The sequence below is a fragment of the Arthrobacter sp. AD-310 genome (genome assembly GCF_054656615.1).
The window spans coordinates 45,963-65,539 of record NZ_BAAHNO010000028.1 but is presented as its reverse complement, the minus strand read 5'-3'; the positions used below and the strand labels follow the sequence as shown (position 1 = coordinate 65,539).

20 protein-coding genes are annotated in these 19,577 nt (G+C 67.8%); 8 read left to right on the top strand and 12 right to left on the bottom strand.

Going from position 1 to position 19,577, the window contains the following annotated elements; genetic code table 11:
• Window positions 1–30 precede the first annotated feature (30 nt).
• A complete protein-coding gene (locus tag ACYQ1Z_RS16175) occupies window positions 31–567 on the bottom strand; it encodes a DUF4188 domain-containing protein (RefSeq protein ID WP_459793564.1) in 537 nt (178 codons plus the stop codon).
• An 81-nt stretch (window positions 568–648) separates the two neighbouring features.
• On the opposite strand from ACYQ1Z_RS16175, the gene ACYQ1Z_RS16170 reads away from it, so the two are divergent.
• Complete coding sequence (locus ACYQ1Z_RS16170; RefSeq protein ID WP_459793563.1) at window positions 649–1,233, top strand: TetR-like C-terminal domain-containing protein; 585 nt, start codon at window positions 649–651, stop codon at window positions 1,231–1,233.
• 33 nt (window positions 1,234–1,266) lie between these two features.
• Here the strand turns inward: ACYQ1Z_RS16170 and ACYQ1Z_RS16165 are convergent, their stop codons facing one another.
• Entirely contained in the window at window positions 1,267–1,959 is a 693-nt protein-coding gene (locus ACYQ1Z_RS16165; protein WP_459793562.1) for an SRPBCC family protein, read from the bottom strand.
• The gene (locus ACYQ1Z_RS16160) at window positions 1,943–2,575 is read right to left on the bottom strand and encodes a helix-turn-helix domain-containing protein (protein WP_459793561.1); all 633 of its coding nucleotides are present in this window, start codon (window positions 2,573–2,575) and stop codon (window positions 1,943–1,945) included. The genes ACYQ1Z_RS16165 and ACYQ1Z_RS16160 overlap by 17 nt, the downstream gene beginning before the upstream one ends.
• A gap of 97 nt (window positions 2,576–2,672) precedes the next feature.
• Here ACYQ1Z_RS16160 and ACYQ1Z_RS16155 point away from each other — a divergent pair, with 97 nt between their 5' ends.
• The 3 genes from ACYQ1Z_RS16155 to ACYQ1Z_RS16145 all read left to right on the top strand — a co-directional run bounded on the left by ACYQ1Z_RS16155 (window position 2,673) and on the right by ACYQ1Z_RS16145 (window position 4,980).
• Window positions 2,673–3,635, top strand: a complete 963-nt coding sequence (locus ACYQ1Z_RS16155) for an RluA family pseudouridine synthase (RefSeq protein WP_459793560.1) — start codon at window positions 2,673–2,675, stop codon at window positions 3,633–3,635.
• A 91-nt stretch (window positions 3,636–3,726) separates the two neighbouring features.
• A complete protein-coding gene (locus ACYQ1Z_RS16150) occupies window positions 3,727–4,359 on the top strand; it encodes a hypothetical protein (RefSeq protein ID WP_459793559.1) in 633 nt (210 codons plus the stop codon).
• A gap of 3 nt (window positions 4,360–4,362) precedes the next feature.
• Entirely contained in the window at window positions 4,363–4,980 is a 618-nt protein-coding gene (locus ACYQ1Z_RS16145; RefSeq protein ID WP_459793558.1) for a DedA family protein, read from the top strand.
• Between the two features lie 22 nt (window positions 4,981–5,002).
• Here ACYQ1Z_RS16145 and ACYQ1Z_RS16140 read toward each other — a convergent pair whose 3' ends face one another.
• Window positions 5,003–5,308, bottom strand: a complete 306-nt coding sequence (locus tag ACYQ1Z_RS16140; RefSeq protein ID WP_459793557.1) for a hypothetical protein — start codon at window positions 5,306–5,308, stop codon at window positions 5,003–5,005.
• A gap of 139 nt (window positions 5,309–5,447) precedes the next feature.
• Here ACYQ1Z_RS16140 and ACYQ1Z_RS16135 point away from each other — a divergent pair, with 139 nt between their 5' ends.
• On the top strand, window positions 5,448–5,951 hold the full coding sequence (locus ACYQ1Z_RS16135) for a hypothetical protein (RefSeq protein ID WP_459793556.1): 504 nt from the start codon (window positions 5,448–5,450) through the stop codon (window positions 5,949–5,951).
• A gap of 78 nt (window positions 5,952–6,029) precedes the next feature.
• Here the strand turns inward: ACYQ1Z_RS16135 and ppc are convergent, their stop codons facing one another.
• The 5 genes from ppc to ACYQ1Z_RS16110 all read right to left on the bottom strand — a co-directional run bounded on the left by ppc (window position 6,030) and on the right by ACYQ1Z_RS16110 (window position 12,305).
• On the bottom strand, window positions 6,030–8,852 hold the full coding sequence (ppc, locus tag ACYQ1Z_RS16130; RefSeq protein WP_459793555.1) for a phosphoenolpyruvate carboxylase: 2,823 nt from the start codon (window positions 8,850–8,852) through the stop codon (window positions 6,030–6,032).
• Window positions 8,853–8,964: 112 nt separating this feature from the next.
• On the bottom strand, window positions 8,965–9,510 hold the full coding sequence (locus tag ACYQ1Z_RS16125; RefSeq protein ID WP_459793554.1) for a hypothetical protein: 546 nt from the start codon (window positions 9,508–9,510) through the stop codon (window positions 8,965–8,967).
• 5 nt (window positions 9,511–9,515) lie between these two features.
• A complete protein-coding gene (locus tag ACYQ1Z_RS16120; RefSeq protein WP_459793553.1) occupies window positions 9,516–10,205 on the bottom strand; it encodes an NADPH-dependent F420 reductase in 690 nt (229 codons plus the stop codon).
• Between the two features lie 58 nt (window positions 10,206–10,263).
• Complete coding sequence (locus ACYQ1Z_RS16115; protein ID WP_459793552.1) at window positions 10,264–11,475, bottom strand: acyl-CoA dehydrogenase family protein; 1,212 nt, start codon at window positions 11,473–11,475, stop codon at window positions 10,264–10,266.
• Window positions 11,472–12,305 carry an SDR family NAD(P)-dependent oxidoreductase gene (locus tag ACYQ1Z_RS16110; protein ID WP_459793551.1) on the bottom strand — a complete coding sequence of 278 codons (834 nt, stop codon included), beginning with the start codon at window positions 12,303–12,305 and terminating at the stop codon, window positions 11,472–11,474. Before ACYQ1Z_RS16110 ends, ACYQ1Z_RS16115 begins: the two co-directional genes overlap by 4 nt.
• 150 nt (window positions 12,306–12,455) lie before the next feature.
• Between ACYQ1Z_RS16110 and ACYQ1Z_RS16105 the strand changes: the two genes are divergently transcribed.
• Window positions 12,456–13,694: a glycoside hydrolase family 76 protein gene (locus ACYQ1Z_RS16105; RefSeq protein ID WP_459793550.1), complete on the top strand. Its 1,239-nt coding sequence runs from the start codon at window positions 12,456–12,458 to the stop codon at window positions 13,692–13,694.
• Here the strand turns inward: ACYQ1Z_RS16105 and ACYQ1Z_RS16100 are convergent.
• The 3 genes from ACYQ1Z_RS16100 to ACYQ1Z_RS16090 all read right to left on the bottom strand — a co-directional run bounded on the left by ACYQ1Z_RS16100 (window position 13,691) and on the right by ACYQ1Z_RS16090 (window position 18,091).
• Entirely contained in the window at window positions 13,691–15,049 is a 1,359-nt protein-coding gene (locus ACYQ1Z_RS16100) for an HNH endonuclease (protein ID WP_459793549.1), read from the bottom strand. The genes ACYQ1Z_RS16105 and ACYQ1Z_RS16100 overlap by 4 nt on opposite strands.
• Window positions 15,050–15,331: 282 nt before the next feature.
• Entirely contained in the window at window positions 15,332–17,365 is a 2,034-nt protein-coding gene (locus ACYQ1Z_RS16095; RefSeq protein ID WP_459793548.1) for a glycoside hydrolase family 32 protein, read from the bottom strand.
• 123 nt (window positions 17,366–17,488) lie between these two features.
• Window positions 17,489–18,091 carry a YdeI/OmpD-associated family protein gene (locus ACYQ1Z_RS16090; RefSeq protein ID WP_459793547.1) on the bottom strand — a complete coding sequence of 201 codons (603 nt, stop codon included), beginning with the start codon at window positions 18,089–18,091 and terminating at the stop codon, window positions 17,489–17,491.
• A gap of 131 nt (window positions 18,092–18,222) precedes the next feature.
• On the opposite strand from ACYQ1Z_RS16090, the gene ACYQ1Z_RS16085 reads away from it, so the two are divergent.
• Entirely contained in the window at window positions 18,223–18,963 is a 741-nt protein-coding gene (locus ACYQ1Z_RS16085; RefSeq protein WP_459793546.1) for a VOC family protein, read from the top strand.
• Window positions 18,964–18,972: 9 nt separating this feature from the next.
• Entirely contained in the window at window positions 18,973–19,512 is a 540-nt protein-coding gene (locus ACYQ1Z_RS16080; protein ID WP_459793545.1) for an NUDIX hydrolase family protein, read from the top strand.
• The last annotated feature ends 65 nt before the right edge of the window (window positions 19,513–19,577 follow it).

Here is a 19,577-nt window from a genome sequence, read left to right as displayed (position 1 = left end):
TGCGCCCTTTAGAAGCGGGAGTCGGGACAGCTAACCCGCCTGGCCGGCACGCGACGTCGGGCGGACCGGCGCAACACCCCCGGGACCGGCTGCGCGGCCCGTCCGCTGCTTGGCGGTGTTGGTCCCCGGCCCGACGGGGACGTGTCGGGTGGCTTTTGCCAGCCCGAAGAGGGGCATTCCGTTGTAAATCACTTCGATCCCCTCGGCGGGCACCTGATAGGTCTCGTGCCAGACACCCACGTCGCCGCTACCGGCGGTTTCCTTCATAAACTGCCGCCACGGCGCCAGGTGCGGCGACTCCCGGTCCGCAGCGAACTTCCGGAGATGTTCAGGGCTCTCCCAATAACTGACCAGGACACTGGTGCGCCCGAACCATTGTTCGAAGCCGAGCATTCCCGACGCCGGATCGGCAGCCAAGTGCCGGAGCATCCGGGGCATGGCCGCGGCTACCTTGCCCACGGTGCCGAACTTCCACCAGCGGTTCGCGCGCATGCCGATCAGGAAAACGGTGACGGAATCCCGGTCAGGGCTGGCGGTGTACCGCCCGGTAAACACTTCCTGTGCCATTGCAGACTCCTCGCGTGCCGGAACCAAAACGGGAACGAAACGTTGTTACGTAACAACGTTATGGAACAATGTTATGGAAGAATGGCCCCCGTGGCAAGACCCGTTGTGCATACTGATTCGCTCCGGCAGGACCTTCTGGCGGTCACGGCCGACCTCGTGGACCGTGAAGGTCCGGCGCGGGTAACCCTTCGCGACGTGGCAGCGGCCGCGGGGACCTCAACAACCGCCGTGTACTCGCTGTTCGGCGGCAAGTCGCAATTACTGACAGCCGTGGTGGATGAGGGGTTCCGCTCATTCGGTGACTCACAGGCCCAGGCGGCACCCGGCGGGCTCCAGGGACTGGGCTTCGCCTACCGGCAGTGGGCCCTGGCTCACCCTGCGCTCTACCGGCTGATGTTCGGCGGCGCATTGGCGGCCTACGTGGACTGCAGCCCCAGCCCGGAGGTGGCCGCCGGAGCCATGGACCCGCTGATCGAGGCGGTGGCCGCCGCGCAAACAGCCGGCGGGGTACGGCCGGCTCCTCCTGAAGCGGTTGCCGTCGCCATTTGGGGCCAGGTCCATGGCCTGATCAGCCTGGAACTCGCGGAGGTCGGCCCGCCCGACGCCGACTGGGAATCCGTCTACGGCCTGGCACTGGAGGCCATAGCGCGCGGCTGGGCCGCCTGAGCACAGAACTGTTTTCGACGCCGGCAGCCGCCGCTACGCGTACACCCGGCCCAGGAAATCGCCCCAGGCCTTCGCGGTGGTTTCGGAATCCCCCGCCCCACTGAAGTCATGCACGGTCATGCCCACGGGGGCGCCCCAGGCGTTGCGGCCGAAGAACCGGTACATGGTGTCCGCGGTACGGATGCCCAAAAAGTGCTCGTTGGCGAAGTCCACCTCGCCCGTCAGCCGCCCGACGCCGTCGACCTCCACGTCCACCGGCGCGCCCTGAGACGCGGACTCAACGCCGAGGGCCCGGCGGAGCTGCAGGAACCCGTCCGGAACCTGCGACGCGGCCGGCCCCTGGATGTCGGTAAAGACCACAGGCTTGCCGTCGAAGTACTGCAGGTACTGGCCCAGGGTGTGCAGGTAGAACTCGGTATGGCGGCTGGCGCCGTCGTACTGCTGGTCCCAGTCGTCCGCGAAGATGCCGCTGTGGACGTAGTGCAGGCGCGCGCGGCCGCCCTCGAGCGGTTCCAGGACGTGCTCCAGCTGGTTGAACCAGCCGTCCGGCCCGTCCATCCGGGAGACCAGGTGGGTGGGGTATTCGTTGACGGTCTTGACGTCGGGCCACTGGTCCGTCGGAAACATCCAGCCGGGCGTTCCTGCCGTGACGGCCTCCCAGACCCGCTCCGGAGTACCGGGCAGTTCGGTGTCGTAGACGATTTCGAAGTTACGGTTCTCGGTCATTGTCCTGCTCCTTTGGTGAAGGGGTCTGGTCGGTTGGTTTCAGTGCGGGGTGGAGGGCCACCACAAGACGGTGCCGCCGCCCGCGCGGGGAGGCGCCGGCGTCGTGGTATTTGTCCACCAGCTGCGTGACCGCGACGCCGAGTTCCTCGGCGAAGGCGGCGCGGTCGGCGGCCGTGCGGAAGGTGATGTCGCCGTCGATGGCGAAGGTGGCCAGCTTCTGGCGGGCTGCGGCGGCGCCGGCGATCAGCTTGCCCACCTCCTGCACCATCCGGCCGGCGAGGGCCAGCAGCCAGAAGGCGGAAAAGCGGTCAGCGAACCGGCGCGGGTCCGGCGAGGCCGCACCCAGGGCCGATGGTGAGATCAAGTAGGACGCGGCGGTTGCCTGGAGCACGCGTTCGGTCACGTTTCCCTTCCGCCGCTCCTCCACCAGCTCCACCAGCCCGTGCCGCTCCAGTGCCTTCAGGTGGTAGTTGACCTTCTGGCGGGGCAGGTCCACCTTCAAGGCGAGCTGCGTTGCGGATCCCGGCCGGGCCAGCTCCCGAAGGATCCGGGCCCGGGTGGGATCCAGCGAGGCCTCCGCCGCCGCCGGGTCTTCAATCACTGCGATGTCCTGCATGCTTCAAGTATCTACCGACAATTTTTATTGTCAAGAACTTTTTTATCGTCGGAAGAAACCACTGCCCCACAACCGCCGCCGGTACAATGGACCGGTGATGCAATCCCCCCTCCCCGTACGCGACGGAGTCAACGCCACGCGCCTGCGGCTCCCGGAGGAGGGCCCGTGGGACACCGCAATGGACTACATGATGCACCGCTGGGGGCACATTGACCCCCAGGGCATCGAGGACAGGTTCGACGCCGGCGAGATCGTGGGCGAGGGTGGCGTCCCCCTGAACCGGCACACCAGGCTCGAAGACCACACCTTCATCTGGTACTACCGCACGCTCCCGCCCGAGACCCGGATTCCCGTGGACATCGGCATCCTGCACCAGGACGACCACCTGCTGGTGGTGGACAAGCCGCACTTCCTGCCCACCACCCCGGGCGGCACCTACATCCAGGAATCGGCCCTGGTCCGGCTGCGGAACCAGCTGGACCTGCCGGACCTCATCCCGATGCACCGGCTGGACCGCATGACCGCCGGTGTCCTGCTGTTCTCCACCAACCCGCAAACCCGCGGGAAGTACCAGGTGCTCTTCGAGAAGCGGCAGGTGCAAAAGGAATACGAGTGCGTTTCCGCAGCCGGGCCGGCGCCCGGGTATCCCCCCGTCGAATTCCCCGCCGTGGTCCGCAACCGCATGACCAAGTCCCGCAGCTACCTGCTCGCGGAGGTCGTGGAAGGCGAGCCGAACGCAGAGACCCGTATTGAGCGTTTGGAAACGTTCGACGGCGGCGCTTCCGCGGATGCCACCGGCGCCGGAGGCGGCAGGCGGCTGGCGAGGTACCGCCTGGAACCGCACACCGGCAAGACCCACCAGCTGCGGGTGCACATGGCTTCCCTGGGGCTGGGAATCGTCAACGACGCTTTCTACCCTGACCTCTTGGACAAAGCTCCGGACGACTACACAAAGCCCCTGCAGCTCCTGGCCCGCGGCATCCGGTTTGTGGATCCGATCACCGGGAAGCCGGTGGAGTACCGCAGCGCGCTGCAGCTCAGCGAGGCCTCCCGCGCCTGACGGCCCGCGCCGCCAGCCTGTTGTGGCACACGCCACCAGGTGCCACGATGGGTGTCTGGGTGGAGCCGGTCCGGAAAGGTGCGGTGGGACCATGGATCCGTTCGTTGAGCTGCCCGGCGACAGGGCAGCTGCCCGGTTTGCCTACGGCGCGGCGGGGCTTGGCGTGCTGGGGGTAGCCACCCTCGGGGCCATGTATGCGGTGGAGGTGCCCCGGAACGGACCCTTCGTGTTCGGAACCATCAACGATGCCGTCGGCGGTGTCTTTAACCTGGCGGTCATCCCCGTGATGGTCCAGCTGCACCGCCGCCTGCCCAGCTCCCCCGGCTGGGAAGCGGGCAAGGTCGTCGTGGTTTCCGCCTGTGCCGCCGGGTCCGCCAGCTCCTTCCTCCTCGTGGCCCGGAAACTCGACTTCGCTCCCTCCACCGCCGTTTCCTTGGCCGCCATGGCGGTCCAGGGCGCCTGGCTGCTGGCAGCGAACCGGGCGCTGCTGGAAACCGGCGGGTACCCGCCCCAGCTGGGAAAGCTCGGAGTGGCCATCGGCGGTGCACTCGTGGGGGCGCTACCGGTGGCCGGCCTGGCCTTCGCGAAGCAACTTCCGCGCTGGCTCCGCTGGGGCGTGGGCGGACCGGGAGTCGCGGTGGGGGCAGCCGCCTGGGTGGCCTGGCCGTACTGGTACTACCTGGCGGGCAGGCATCTCAGCCACAGCCCGCGTGCGGTACGTTGAGGCATGGACTTCGGCAGCGCTGACAGCTGGGGGGCCGCGATCTATTTCTGGATCATCCCCATCGTGCTCGGCGATGCCATTTTTCCACCCATTCCCTCCGAAATGGTGGTGATCACCGGCGGGGCGCTGTCTGCTGACGGGCGGGCCAATGTGTTCCTCGTGGGGACGCTGTCCGCCCTGGCGTCCTGGATCGGCGACATGGTGGTCTTCCAGCTGTTCCGGCGCCGCCTAAGCCATCTCCTTGACCGCTGGCGGTGGGGCCGCCGCGTGCACCAGGGCATCCACGATGCTCTCGCCAAGGCCGGCCGTTCCTCCACGTATGGCGCCATCATCGGCCTGCGGTTCATACCGGGCGGCCGGCTGGCAACGTCAGCGGCCGCGGGCATAGCCAACGTATCGGTCCGCGGGTTCAGCCTTTGTGCCGGGCTCGGCGCCGTGCTGTGGGCCTGCTGGCTGGTGGGCCTGGGCTACGTGACGGGCTCGGCAACCAGGCTGCCGTTCTGGGCCAGCTCGTTGATCGGAGTGGCGCTCGGGCTGGTCGTGGGCGCCGTCGTCGGGGTCCTTGTTACCCGCCGCCGGGGCAACCGCTCCCCCGTGGACGAGCCGGGCCCGCTCGCATGACGGCCCCCGCTGGCCGAGCAGGCTAGACGGGCAGCCACTTGCCGCGGCTGCGCCGCAGCACGCTCAGCGCACCCGTGAGCGCAACGCGTTCGACGGCGTCGCGCATCATGGCTGCCGATTCCCGCGCCATCTGGTTCTCGCCGCTGTCCTCGGTGGCTTCCACGAGGAAGCGCAGGTTCAGCTGCGGCACCCCGCCGGCGATCTGCAGCTGGTGCGACTCAACATGGTGCCGGGTGCCCAGGACCTCCACGGCGGTGTCCATCACGGATTCCGGGGCATTACCCGGCCTGAGCCCGGTGATCTTGAGGCGGGTCTGGAACGAAGGCATGCCCTCCAGCTTAGCCAGTTGCCGGCCCGGGCCCGCCCAACAATGAAGTCGAAACGAGCTATGGCTTCTCCGGCACAGCAGGATTAAACTAGGCCCGCGGTCTCATCGTCAGTATCAATTCGAGAAAAGAAGACGGAACATGAGACGCAATATCCTGCACGCTTTCGCAGCCGTATTTGCAGGCATCCTGGCATCGCTTTTGGGTATCAGCGCCGCTTCAGCCAGCTCGGGCCAGAGTGAGCTTGCCGCAGTGCGGCAGGCCACAGTCCAGTACCATAACGGGGACGCAGCCATAGCGGCCGGCTACCTGCCTGTGGATGAATGTGTTCCTGGTATGGGCTACCACTACGTCAATTTTGGGCAGTTCGGCAAAATGGACCCGTTGGTCCCTGATGCGCTGACGTACGCAGCCAACACCGCGGGCCAGCTCAGGCTGGTGGCGGCGGAATGGTTCAAGGTGGACGCCGACCAGAACCTGGCCACCCATGACGACAGGCCTTCCTTGTTTGGCAAGGCATTCGATGGCCCGATGCTCGGTCACGCCCCTGGCATGCCGATCCACTACGACCTCCATGCGTACCTCTGGCAGGGCAACCCGGACGGCGTCCTGGCAACCTACAACCCGAAGGTAAGCTGCCCGTAGCCGCAGCACGGATGCGCTATCACTTTTGGTCCCTATCCGGGCCTCATAGGGACCAGAAGTGATAGCGCAACGGTAGGTCTAGCCCGTGTTGCGGAGGCCCGCTGCAACACCGTTGACGGTGATGAGCATGGCGCGCTGGAGGCGTTCGTCGATCTCTGCGTTGCTGATGTCCCCCGCCCCGCCGGCAGCTTCCGCCCGGACGCGGCGGAGCAGTTCCACCTGCAGGTAGCTGATGGGGTCCAGGTACTGGTCCCGGACTTCGAGGGAGCGCTTGAGCGTGGGCTGCGCATCCAGCAGGACGTTCTCGCCGGTGAGCTTCTGCACCTCGGCCACCGTGAGCTCGTATTCGTCACGGATGGTCCGGAAGATGTGGTGCAGTTCCTTGGGGACCAGTGCGTCCACGTAGTAGCCGGCGATGTCCAGGTCCGTCTTGGCGAGGGTCATCTCCACGTTGGACAGCACCGAGCGGAAGAAATGCCAGTGGTCCATCATTTCCTGCAGCTGCGCGGCGTTGCCGGCTTCCCGGGCCGCCTTCAGGCCTGAACCGACGCCGAACCAGCCGGGGACTATCTGCCGTGACTGCGTCCAGCCGAAGACCCATGGGATGGCGCGCAGGCCGCCGAGCCCTGCGCCGGAGTCGGGGCGCTTGGACGGGCGCGAACCGATGTTCAGGGAGCCCAGCTGCTCAACGGGGGTGGACGCCATGAAGTACGCGGGCAGGTCCGGGTGGTCCACCAGGTTCCGGTACCGGTCAAAGGCGGCGTCGGAGATGGTCTCCATGACCTGGGCGTAGCGTTCCCGCTGGTCGTCGGAGGTCCGGGGGTCGCGGTGCAGGGCAGAGCCCTGGAGGACGGCGGCCAGGGAGAGTTCAAGGTTTTCCCGCGCCAGTTCGGGCAGGGAGTACTTGTCCGAGATGACCTCGCCCTGCTCGGTGAACTTGATCTCGCCTTCCAGAACGCCATTGGGCTGGGCCAGGATGGCGTCATAGGTGGGTCCGCCGCCGCGGCCCACGGAACCGCCGCGGCCATGGAACAGGCGGACGCGCACGCCGTGCTTGGCGGCGACGTCACGGAGCTTGCGCTGGGTCTTGTGGATCTCCCACTGGCTGGTGATTACGCCGGATTCCTTGTTGGAATCCGAGTAGCCGAGCATGACTTCCTGGATGTCGCCGCGCAGCCGCACCAGTTCGCGGTAGGAGGGGTCGGAGAGGAGCTTGTCGATGATCTCGGCCGAGGCGCGCAGTTCCTCGACGGTTTCCAGCAGCGGGGCGAAGCCGAGCTTGGCGTAGGGCTTTTCGCCGAACAGGTTCACCAGGCCGGCTTCGCGGGCGATGACGGCGGCGGCCAGGACGTCGTCCGCACCGCGGGTCATGGAGATGATGTAGGTCTCGATGACGTCCGGGCCGTACATGCGCAGGGCGCGCCGGATCTCACGGAAGACGTCGTACGTGCCGTCCGCGGCGCCGTCGAGCTTGATCGGGTGGCCGGACAACGGCCGCCGGGAGGCGAGCTCCGAGCCCAGCACCTCGAAACGCTGCTCGCGGGACAGCTCGGCGTAGCGCACGCCCGGGCCGCCGAGCCGGTCCATCAGCTGGCCGACGGCGTCGTGGTGGTGGTCGGCGTGCTCGCGGATGTCCAGGGTGGCAAGGTGCAGGCCGAAGGATGCGATGGCGCGGCGGACCCGCGCCAGGGCGCCGTCGGCGGCGAGGGAGGCGGAGTGGTTGCGGAGCGAGAGCTCCAGCAGGTCAAGGTCGGCCAGGAGTTCGTCCGTGCCGCTGTAGTCACGGCCGTGCTCATGGTTGGAGTTGGCGGCCACCCGCTTGCCGGTGTTGATGAGCTTGGCTTTGATGCAGGTCAGTTTCAGCCGGTACGGCTCCTGGGCGTTGAGTTCCAGGACCCGCTTGTCCAGGCCCGGCAGCTTCTCCAGGTCTGCGTCGATCGAATCCAGGAGTTCCTTGTCGGCGCCGGCGAGGGCCGTGGAGTTGGACAGGATGGAGATCAGGTCATCGATCATGCCGATGCTGATGCGGATGGCGTGCTGGTTCTGGATCTGCAGGATTTCGCGGGTGACGGCGGCGGTGACGTTGGGGTTGCCGTCGCGGTCACCGCCGATCCAGGACCCGAACCGGATGGGCGCATCCTTGGACGCCAGCGTGACACCGTGGTCGCCAAGCAGCTCAGAAAGGTCGGTCAGCATTTCCGGCATGGCGTCGGTAAGGATGCCGCCGAGGTAGTAGATGGCGTTGCGGGCCTCATCCACGGGTGTGGGACGGACCTGGCGGAGTTCGTCCGTCTGCCACATCTGGTCGATGATCTCGGCCAGCTGGCGGTCCTGGCGGCGGCGTGCACTGGTGCCCTCGGCTGTGGGCTGGGCCAGCACGTCGGAGAGCTTGCGGATCTTGTCCAGCACGGAGCGGCGGGAGGCCTCGGTGGGGTGGGCCGTGAAGATGGGGCGGACGTCCAGTCCGTTGACGACTTCCTGCAGGACGGCGGGCCCGGCCTGGCCAGCGATTTCGGCAACAGTCTTGGCCAGCCAGCCGTCCTTTTCAGCGCGGGTGCGCAGGCCCCGGACGCGGTGGACCTGCTCCGCGGCGTTGGCGAGGTGGAAGTAGAACGCAAAGGCACGGACCAGGTCGGTCGCCTGCTCGATCGGCAGGGAGCCGAGGAGTTCGCGGACCTGGGCGACGACGTCGTGCGCACTCCACGGGCCGGTGGCGTCCGCGCCGCCGCGGGCAGCTTCCTTGGATTCCTTGGTGAGGAGGCGGACCTGCTCCACCAGGTCCAAGAGTTCCGGTCCGTGCTGGCGGACCAGGGACTCGCCCAGCAGGGTGGAAACCCGGCGGACGTCTGCCCTCAGTTCGGCGGCAAGATCAGTTTCGGGATGCATTGCAGTGTGAGCCATGGAAGCAATCTTTCGAGGTTTCGGACTTGGCTCGTACACTGCGCTGGATACTGTGAGCCACGTTACTGACTAAAGATCGTACCCGCAGTGCACGGTCTCGGGAGAATCCGTCTCAGATAATGTCATCGGCCGGGTAACGTACGTGCCGCTTGACCCGCTCGAGTTCGGCCCGCAGCTTCGCCACCTCGGCCGCTGTGGTGGCAGCCTCCGCGGCGCGGCGCCGCCCGGCGGCCGCATTCAGCGCCAAAGACCCCGCGCCGAGCGGCACCAGGATGGCCAGGGCCCAGCCGGCAGCAGCGAAGAAGTCCATCGCCACCGGAAGTGCCGCACGGAAATCGACGAAGTCGTTGACGCCGTCGGCCATGCCGTTGAGGACTTTGTCCAGCGCACCCAGGGCGCCACCAACCACGGGCGTTTCCGAGAGCGACGGCGGGTCCAGCCTGGCCTGTTGGCCACCGCCCCACCGGCTGTCTCCCAGGTGGTTCAGGACGTAGGTGCCTGCGCCGGCGCTGGCGGCCATAAAGACGACGACGGCGGCGAGCGCGGCTAAGTCAGGCCTGCGGGGCCGCCACACGAGGACCACGGCGCCGCTGGCCAGCGCGGCGATCCAGGTCAGGGCCCGCAGCCATTCGCTGCCAACTTCCGCAAGGATGTCCACGCTACCTATTCAACCGCGCGGACCACCTTGAAGTTAAAGTCGGGCGTGCCCAGCACGCCGTAGAGACGAAGCCAGATGGGCAGGACCATCTCCGCTCCCCTGGCGGTGGTGATGTCCCCCAGGTCGATGATGTCGCGGTGCCCCAGCGCTTCCAGCAGTCCGCGCACCGTTTGCTTTGCTGCGGGGTCGTCGCCGGAAAGGAACACCGAATGGTCCCCGCCTGCCAGACGGACCGGGTCCACCATGAGCCCGGCGTTCATCGTGTTCAGTGTCTTCACCACCCGCGCGTCCGGAAAAGAGCGCTGGAGGCGTTCCGCCAGGCTGTCGGTGTTCACCGGGTTCAGGACCGGCGGCATTCCCTGCGAGAAGTCGAGCGGGTTGGACACGTCCACCAGGACCTTCCCGGCAAGACGGGCGGCCCCTGCGGAGCCAAGTGCTGCAGACGAGCCGGCGCCGCTGGTGGCGTTCACCACCAGTTCGCTCCAGCCTGCAGCTTCAGCGAAAGTCTCAAGGGCGATGTCCCGGTGTCCGGCGTGCCAGTCCCTGAACGGCTGGCCCCCCGTCGTGCCGGCTTCCGTCCGGCCGGCGGTGCTGGCAGGGTCCCGGGTTCCGATGGTGATGTCGTGCCCCAGCCTGTGCAAGGCGGAGGCGAGGGCGCGCCCGACTGTTCCGGTGCCAAGGACGGCAATTTTCATGGGTTTCCTTCCGTGGAGGGAGTGCGGCAGTGCCGGTTGCGGACCAACGGGAGGCCGCTCACCCGCCGAAGGCTGAAAGCCCGGTGACCGCGCGGCCCACGATCAGGGTATTGATTTCGAAGGATCCTTCATAGGTGTAGATGGCTTCGGCATCGGAGAAGATCCGTGCCATCCGGTAGTCGGTGAGGATGCCGTTGCCGCCGAGGATGGACCGGCCCAGCGCCACGGTTTCGCGCATCCTGGCGCTGAGGTAGGACTTTGCCAGGGCCACCTGCGGCATGTCCGCCATGCCCTGGTCCTGCAGCCGCGCCAGTCCCACCATCATGCCCATGCTCGCCACCGCGTTGCCGAGCATGGTGACGAGCTGTTGCTGAATGAGCTGGAAACTTGCGATGGGGCGGCCGAACTGGTGGCGTTCGACGGCGTACTGCCGGGCAACGTCGAAAGCGGCGAGTTGCTGCCCCACAGCCTGCCACGCCACGCTGATCCGCGAGCCGCGCAGCAGCTCCCTGGTGTCGTCAAAGCTGCTGATGGCGGCGAAGCGGTCAGCCTCTGCAATGCGGACGTCCTCGAAGACGATGTCCGCATTCTGCACAGTCCGGAGTGCGGTCTTGTTCTCGATCCGGCTCCGGTGCACGCCCGGGAGTGTGCCGTCCACGATGAAGCCGCGGACTCCCCCGTCCGCCTCATCCCGGACCCATACCAGCATGTAGTCACAGAACGTCCCGTTGCCGATCCACCGTTTGGCGCCGTTCAGCACCCAGGTGTCGCCGCCGTCGTCGGGCATTCCCGTTGCCGAGGAGATCCGCCGGGCGCGGGTCTCCATCCCGCCGGCCACGTCCGAGCCGTGCCCGGGCTCGGTGAGGGCGAAGGCCCCGGTGATGCGCAGGTCCGAGGCGTCCGCAAGCAGCCGCTGCTGCTGTTCGGGGCTGCCAAAGGTGTGGAGCGCCTCAACGAACAGGCCGTGGTGGACCAGGAAGAACGTGGCGATGGACGTGTCCGCGCGGGTCATTTCCGCAATCACCAGGCCTGCGAAAAGGTTGCTGTAGCCGCGGCGGGCGGGCGTGTTCAGTTCCAGGGCGGCCAGCTTGGGCAGGATGTGGGCGGGGAACTCGGCATTGTTCCACCACTCCCCTGCACATGGCGTGACTTCCGCGGCCAGGAAGGCGCGCAGTTCCGCGAGCTTGTCCCGTTCCTGCTGGCTCAGCAGGGCTTCGTAGGAGTAGAAGTCGGCTGTGGGCAGGTCCGGCAGGCTGGCTGAGTCGCTCATTTGGGTCCCATCCGGATGGCGCCGTCGAGCCGAATGGTTTCGCCGTTCAGCATGGCGTTGGCCACGATGTGTTCCACAAGCATTGCGTATTCCCCGGGTTTGCCCAGCCGTGAAGGGTGCGGGACCTGGGCTCCCAGCGATTCCTGCGCATCCCTGGGCAGGCCGGCCATCATGGGTGTTTCGAAAATCCCCGGGGCAATGGTGACCACTCGGACCAGCGAGCGCGCCAGTTCGCGGGCGATGGGGAGGGTCATGGCCGCCACCGCCCCCTTGGACGCCGCATATGCGGGTTGTCCGATCTGGCCTTCGAACGCCGCCACGGAGGCGGTGTTGATGATGACGCCCCGTTCGGGCCCGCCGAGGTCCGTGACGACCGGCTCGGTGGCCACCATCGCCGCGGCTGACAGGCGCAGCACGTTGAACGTTCCCACCAGGTTGACCTGGACCACGCGGTTGAAGGCCTCGAGCGGCAGGACACCTTCACGTCCCAGCACCTTCCCGGGGGTGGCGATGCCTGCGCAATTGACCACAACGCGCAGCGGCCCCAGCGCGGTGGCGGTGTCGACGGCGGCCTGGACCTCCGCCTCGATGGTCACGTCGGCGGGGGCAAAGGTGGCGGACTGTGCGGTGCGGCCTGGCGCGGGGCTGCCCGCTTCGCCCTCCGGCTTTGGAAGTGAAGCGTTCAGCTCATCGGCCAGGGCAGCCCCGGCTGACGGGGGAAGGTCCAGGACCACGACGGAGGCGCCGGCATTGAACAGTGCGCGTGAGGTGGCTGCACCCAGGCCGGAAGCACCTCCCGTGACCAGTGCGACGCTGCCTGCAATGTCCATCCATCCTCCTTGATGTGGCACCCCGCGCCCCGGCCTGGCGGCGGCGCATCAGTTAGTGAATGTTAACTGAAATGTTCCGCCCGCGCACGCCCCGCAGGTTGCCTGGCAGGTTGCCTGCGAGGCCGGACCGCCGTCGCTAGGGTGGGACCTATGACTTCCCGGGACGCCGCTGAACACCCCTGGCAGGAACGAGCCACCCACGCCGCACGGTCCGTGACGGCCCTTTTCGGCCGGAAGCTGCTCTTCCTGCCGGGCACGCACCTGGGCGCTGTCACCTGGCAGCCGGGCCAGCGGCACCGCTCGTGGCATGGGTGGCTCCCGGGGGCTACGGCGCGCGCCGCACTGCTCAGCCCGTGGCATTACTGGTGGCAGGCCCATTACGTCGACTGCCTGGTGGACACCGGCCGGCGGGAACTCGGTGGCGGAACAACGCCGCCCGCCCGGTTCAACGGTCCCGGCTGCCCCAGCGCCGGCCGGCTCGCTTCCCGGCTGGTGACCGCTGTCCGCCTCCGCAATGCCTTCACTTTCGTAAACAACTACTACGACGACATGGCCTGGCTGGCCTTGGCGACCCTCCGGCTGGACAGGCTGGCCGAAGAGACGCGGAAGCCGGGCCGCCGGCGCAACGCCGCGGTACGGAAGACACTGGCCCTGCAGTTCGATGCCGCCAGCACCGACCATATGGGCGGCGGCGTGTTCTGGAGCAAGAAGCGGGACTTCAAGAACACCCCCGCCACGGCACCCGTTGCGCTGTTCTATGCCCGCACGGGCCAGCGGGCTAAGGCGCAGGCCCTGGTCGACTGGCTGGACCGGACCCTCTTCGACCCGGTGCAGCACCTCTACCTCGATGGGGCACGGTCCGACGCTGCCGGAAACGTCACCATCGACCGGGCTGTGTACACCTACAACCAGGGACCGGTGCTGGGAGCCCTCCTGGAACTGGGCGGCGACGCGAACCTCGCCCGCGCTGCCGAACTCGTGGGCGCAGTGGACCGGCATCTCACCGTGCCGCCCCGGCCAGGCAGCGGGTCCGACGACTGGACCGTCCTCCGCTGCGAGGGCACCGGCGACGGCGGCCTGTTCACGGGAATCCTCTGCCGCTACCTGGCGCTCGCGGCCTTGGACTCCCGCCTGCCAGGCCAAACGCGTTCCACCGCGGCACGCCTTGTGACGGACACTGCCGAGGCGTTCTGGCAGGGACGGCGCAGCCTGGAGGCCGGCGAGGCCCCGGCCAGGTACGCGGCCAGGTACAGGGGCGGAAGCATCTTCTCGATCCATGCCGCCCGGCCCGCGGCGGACACCTACCCGCCGGGCACCGCCGTCGAGCTTTCCACGCAGCTGCAGGCGTGGATGACCCTGGAGGCCGCAGCCGCCATCAACCGCGCCTAACCTCCGCTTCCAGCCGGGGCCAGGTGTTTGAAGTGGGCCCGCTTCAGTGCCCGCGTCCGCTTGAGATGCGGACGACGCCGACTCGGCGGCGGGTTGTTGGATCTGTAAGTATGGCCGGTTGGAGTCTGAAGCTGGACGGTATGCCGGGCTCCAGGTACTGGAACCGGTTTTGCCGACCAGCCGGGGGCTTCCTTGTGATGGTTGCAGGCTTCGCACAGCCCTTGGCCGTTGCTGGCGGTGGTGGGGCCGTTGTTGTGCTGGGCGATGATGTGGTCGTCGTGCCGGATGGGCGCGTCGCAGTACGGGGTCCGGCAGACATCATCCCTCACCTGGATGAAACGGCGCAGCCTTGGCGGGAAGAACCTGGCTTTCGAGTCCATCGCCACCAGCTCACCAGTTGCTGGTGCTGTGTAGAGCCGGCGGACCCAGACAGTCAACTCCTGTTGACCGGGTCTGGTCGTGGACCCAGTTTCTTCCGGGCTTTCGCCGGACGCGGCGCCCATGTCCGCCCGAGGCTCAGGGAGAACCTCCGCGCTTCCGGCTCCCTCACCTTGCTGGACCGCCCAGTTCCGGAGCGCGTCCCGCGCCCATCCGGCGGGGACAATGCCATACCCGGTCAATCTAGCCGGTTCGCTGTCGCCCTGGAAGAGGCTGCGGTCAGTCATCACAAGCTGGAGCTCGATGCTGCTGACCCCGCCCGCGACACCGGTGGCACGCTCCACGAGGATGTCGGCCATGATCGCACCCTTGGACCGCTCATCCCCACTGGAGCGCAACGCGTCGGCTTCCTTGGTTAGCGATGCATAGACGGCCACGCCCGAGGCGACGGGCACCAATGCCGTCACGTAGGCCATGGTGTCCGGTGCCGGGCGTATCGTCACGGTCCGTTCGGTCACGGCATGGCTGGCCCGTTTCACGACCGATCGCGGGTCCTGCCGGTACGCCGCCGCTTTCACCGCGGAGATGATGGTGCGGTCCCCGGCGCCGTCGAAGGCGCCGGTGTCGGCGGCGAGTTCCTCATCCACCGCAGCCCGGTCCTCCACGGACAGGCACGCCGTCTCCCGAACCACCAAAGTGGTCCGCCACTCATTCAGCCGCCCGGTTCGGAAGGCCGCGAACGTCCGCGGCATCCCTGTCAACGCTTTCGCCAGGCCAAGCAATCGTCCGCCGCGGGCCGGGGACTCCCGCCGTGCCAACGCCACTTGCGCACCGACCCCGGCACCCTGCTCCTCCGTAGGGACCCCGGCTGCGGCCTGCTCCCGCCGCTGCCGGCGATCGAATGCCACAGTGATCTCCGCCTGCTTCGCAGCCGCCAAAGACTTGGCATCCTCTAGGTCACGGAGCTGGTCGATCATCCCCGGCGCATCAACCGCAACAGGGACAGCGGCAAGAATTCGAAGGGCGTCGGCTACAGTTGGCGCACTGCCCCGACCGGACATAAGAGAAGGGGGACCAGCAACAGTCAGCGAGTCAGGACCAAGGGGCACACCGCGGTGCCCCGCCCTCCCAACCCATGCCCCTGTCGCCTCCATGAACAAAGTCTTCCAGCACCCACCGACAATCCCGAGGACCAAAAGCCCTATGTGGAAAACTTGGAATCAGGAAGGCAACAGGAAGCCAGAATGGACGCCGCGGATTTACCGGATGCCCGCCAGCGGAGTTACGGTGCCGCCCTTCACCGTCACTTCCCCGCCGTCAGCCACGATCTGTGCTTCCTTCTTTCCGGGCTGCGGGAACACCAGTGAGGTCAATGTCTCGCGGCCGCCGTCAACGAAGACCTCGACGGAGGACCGGTCGATGTAGGCAGTGAGCCGCACGGAGTCGCCGTCCTTCGGCCCTTCCAAGGCCCGGGTTTCCCGATAAACGGGATCTACGCCCTTCCTCCCGGCGGAGTCTGCAACGGCATCGCCGTCCCGGACCACAAAGGCTTTGTTCGTGCCGAAGTCGTAGCCGACAGTGGCGTAGGTCCTGCCACCGCTTCGCAGGAGCAGGCGCCCCTCACCGTCCCCGGATGCCGGCCGTTCGAACTCCACATCCAGTTTGAACGCCCCGCTGTCCGGCACCGCCAACACCCCGCCCCCGGATGCGCCTCCGTCGGCAGGCAACGGTCCGGGAGGCACCGCAGCGGGCTCCCCCTCCAGCGTCCGCAGCCCCGGCGTCGGCGTGGACACCAAAGCCGGCCGCCCGCCGTCGGACGCCAACCTCAGATCCCGCACGACGGAGGCCGCCCCGAACCAGTTGTTGGTGGGCAGGTTTCTGGCGTACGCCCAGTTGTTCATCCAGCCGATGGCGTGCCGCGAGGCCTTCCGCTGCCCGTCCGTCAGGCGCGGATCATCCCAAGTGACGGCGGCGTAGAAGTCCGATCCGCCGTCGAGCCACTGGTGGCCGCCATCCGGCGTGAAGCCCTTGCCGTCAAAGGTCCCCGTCCAGTAGGCCAGCCCCGTGGTCCGGCCCTCCTCCGCCCCGTTGGCGCTGGCTGCCAGCACCCAGGTCCGCTTGGCGGGATCGCCGTCCACGTCCATCTGGAAGAAGTCCGGGCACTCCAGGATGCCCAGCCCGTCGCGCTTGAACGAGGAGACGTACGTCCACTTCTTCAAATCCGGGGACGTATAGAAGCCGATCTTGTGGCCCTCCGCGAGCAGCATCAGCCACTGGTTGTTGGCATCGTCGCGCACGATCCTCGGATCCCGCCAGTGCTCGGCGCCGGGGTTCTCCATCACGGGATTCTGCTCATAGTTCTGGAAGCTGTAGCCGTTGTCCGTCGAGTAGAACAGGGACTGCCGCTGGACCCCGTCATGCTGCTGCGTGAGGACCGCGATCACGGCGCCCTTGCCAAAGCCCGCGGTCCCCTCCGTGTCCACCACCGCCGAGCCGGTCTCGATGTCACCCAGCCCGTTGCGGAACTTCTCGATCGCCACGCCCTCGTTGTTCCAGTGCACCAGGTCTGTGCTGGTGGCGTGGTACCACTCGGTGCCGTTCCCCTCCGGGTAGTCCACGTTGTAGAGGTAGTAGTAATGCCACAGCCCGTCCAGGAAGAACGGCCGCTGGGGATCGTTCATCCAGCGCTGGTCCGGGGTGAGGTGGTAGGCGGGGCGGAAGCCGGGGTCCTCCGCGGGCGCCTCCAGCTTGGCGGCCTCCGGCGCCGGCCAGGCTTTGTCCACGCCGAGGTCGGTGAGCAGGGCATCGCGGGCTTCCGGGCTGATGCAGTCCGGAAGCCCGACGGCGGCGGCGTCCTCTTCCACGGCATCGTCCACGCTGCTGCGGAGGAAGACCGTCCCGCCCGCCCGGGTGCCCGCCAGCCAGCCGGTGCCGCACTCGATGCTGCGCACGTCCTCCACACCCTCGGTGAGGATGTCGCCGCCGCGCTCCGTGAGGGTGGCGTCGTTGCCCCGGAGCCAGAAGGACGCATAGGTGCCGTTCCGGTCCCTGGCCTCCGTTTGGGCCGCGGCCATACTGTCCAGGGTGCGCCCTGCGGCCTCAGCGGGACCGGACTTCGCGTTCCCGGCGAGGACCAGGGACACGCCCAGGACCAGTACAACCGTGGCCGCCGCCACCCACAAAAGCGGGCGCAGGAGCGGGCGGCGCAGGAGCGGCGCAGGGCTGCCGGGGAAGCGCCGGCGGGCGAAGCGTTGAAGGGCGGGAAGTACGGTTCCGAGGGGATTTCGGGGCATGGCTACATTTCCGTCGCTGAACGCACAAGTGCCGTCCCCCGGGAGTTGGGGAACGGCACCAGCGCAACTGAACCATCAATTTTACCGGTTCGTTATCAGGATCCCCAACTCTGTTGCGCCCAGTCAGGGCGCATCCACAGGACGCGCCTTCTGGGGGAAGAGGGTCTCCCCGCGCGCCAGCATGGCCACGAAATCCGCGATCCGCCGTGCCCTGGTGGCAGGCTGCTTGGCCGTGATCGTCCGGTAGATCAGGGCGTAACGGTTGGTCCTGGTGAGGACGTCGAACATGGCCTGGGCTGCCGGAACGGCGGCGATGGCTTCGGCGAGGTCCGCCGGCACTTCCGCCGTCGCCTGTCCGCCATAGGCGTTGTCCCAGCGGCCGTCCGCCTTCGCTGCCTCGACAGCGGCGCGTCCGGCGTCCGTCATCCTGCCTTCGGCCTCCAGCCGGGCAACGTGCCCCACGTTCCTGGCCGACCACGGGCTCTTGGCCGTGCGGCGCGTCCACCGCTGGAATGACGAGTGCTCGTCCCGGCGCCGCGTCTGCCCGTCGATCCAGCCAAAGCACAGCGCCTCGTCCAGGGCGGCCGCATAGTCCAGCTGCGTGACCTGCCCGCCCTTCTTGTGCAGGACCAGCCACACCCCGGGGCTGCTCTGGTGGTTCGCCTCCAGCCACGCCCGCCACGCTGCCGCGTCGGGCAGCAGCAGTTCCTCGAGTTCGATCGCCATGCGCCTATTCTGCTCCCAACGGGGCCCGGCACAAGCAGCCCGCAAGCAGAGCAACGGAAGCGGCTCCTCCTTGGGAAGACTCCGTGGCATCATGGCCTTAACGTCCCGTTGCCGAGATGAAGGCGAGTCCCATGCTCCGCGTCCGCCCCTTGCATTTCACGTCCAACATCGAGCCCTGGGACCGGCTGCTCAAGGCCCTGGGCCTGGTCCTGAGCGGCGGCGACGGCGGTTTACGCGTCTACGACGCCGGAGGGGGCAGGCTCGCCCTGCGCGAGGTTCCGGAAGGAGCGGAGCAGGACGGGACCACGGCGCTCGCCGTAGAGGTCGGCGACCTTGCGGAATTCGCCCGCCGCACCAACCTCGCCGCGGAAGACGAAGGCACCACGCCCGCGGAACTGGTCACCGCCGACCAGGGCGATGCATGCCGCATCACCGCCCCGGACGGCTTCAGCTTCCTTGCGGACAAAGCCGGGGACGGCAGCGAAGGCGCCGCGGACGCGGACCCGGCGCTCGCCGTCGTCGGCGTGTGGTTCACCGGCGACACCGGCGCCGCAGCCCGCACTCTCCGGCACGTGGGCGCGCGGCCCCGGCCAGTCCCGGACAATGACGAGACCGCCGACTTCACCGCCAAGAACGGCGGCGTCCTCCTGGTGCGGCCGGCGTCCGGACCGCCGCGGTCCGGCCTGGGCTTTGAGTACGACGGCGGCCTGGAGGCGCTGCGGGAACGCCTCGCCTCAGCCGGGTTCAGCGTGAGCCTTACCGAGGAGGCGTTCGGAAGCACCCTGCACGTCGCAAACCCCGACGCCACCGGCACCGACGCGCCCTCCGTCCCCGCGACGGTGTGGATCTCGCAGCACCGCCCCATGGGGTAGAAATAAACCATGAACGTGCGTACCCCTGACCCGAATCCCGGCTGGCTCTCCGAAGAAGACCTCTTTGAGGCGCGCGGGCGGCTGCCCATGGTCTATGTGGAGGCCGTTCCGGTCAGGCTGGATCCGCTGGGCTACGTGAACGAGGTCGGCACGCTGCTGCAGGCGGACGAGGACGGCACCATGGTCCGGTCGCTGGTCTCCGGCCGCGTCATCTACCGGGAAACCATCCGCGCGGCACTGCTGCGCCACATGGAAAAGGACCTTGGCCCGCTGGCCTTCCCGCAACTGCCCATCAGCCCCGTACCGTTCACGGTGGCCGAATACTTCCCCGCACCGTCGCAGACCGGCTTCACGGACGACCGGCAACACGCCGTCTCCCTGGCCTACGTCATCCCCGTCACGGGCGAGTGCGAACCCCGCCAGGACGCCCTGGAACTGACCTGGATGACGCCCGAGGAAGTCCTCAGCCCCGGCGTCCAGATGGAGTTTTCCGGCGGCCGCGGCGGGCTCATCCGGCAGGCCCTCGCCTTCGCCGGCGTCGGTTCCTGACGCCACCGCCGGGGCCGGGGGGTCCCCGGAAACAGGCGCCTGCCTTTGTAGACTTGAGGGCGGAC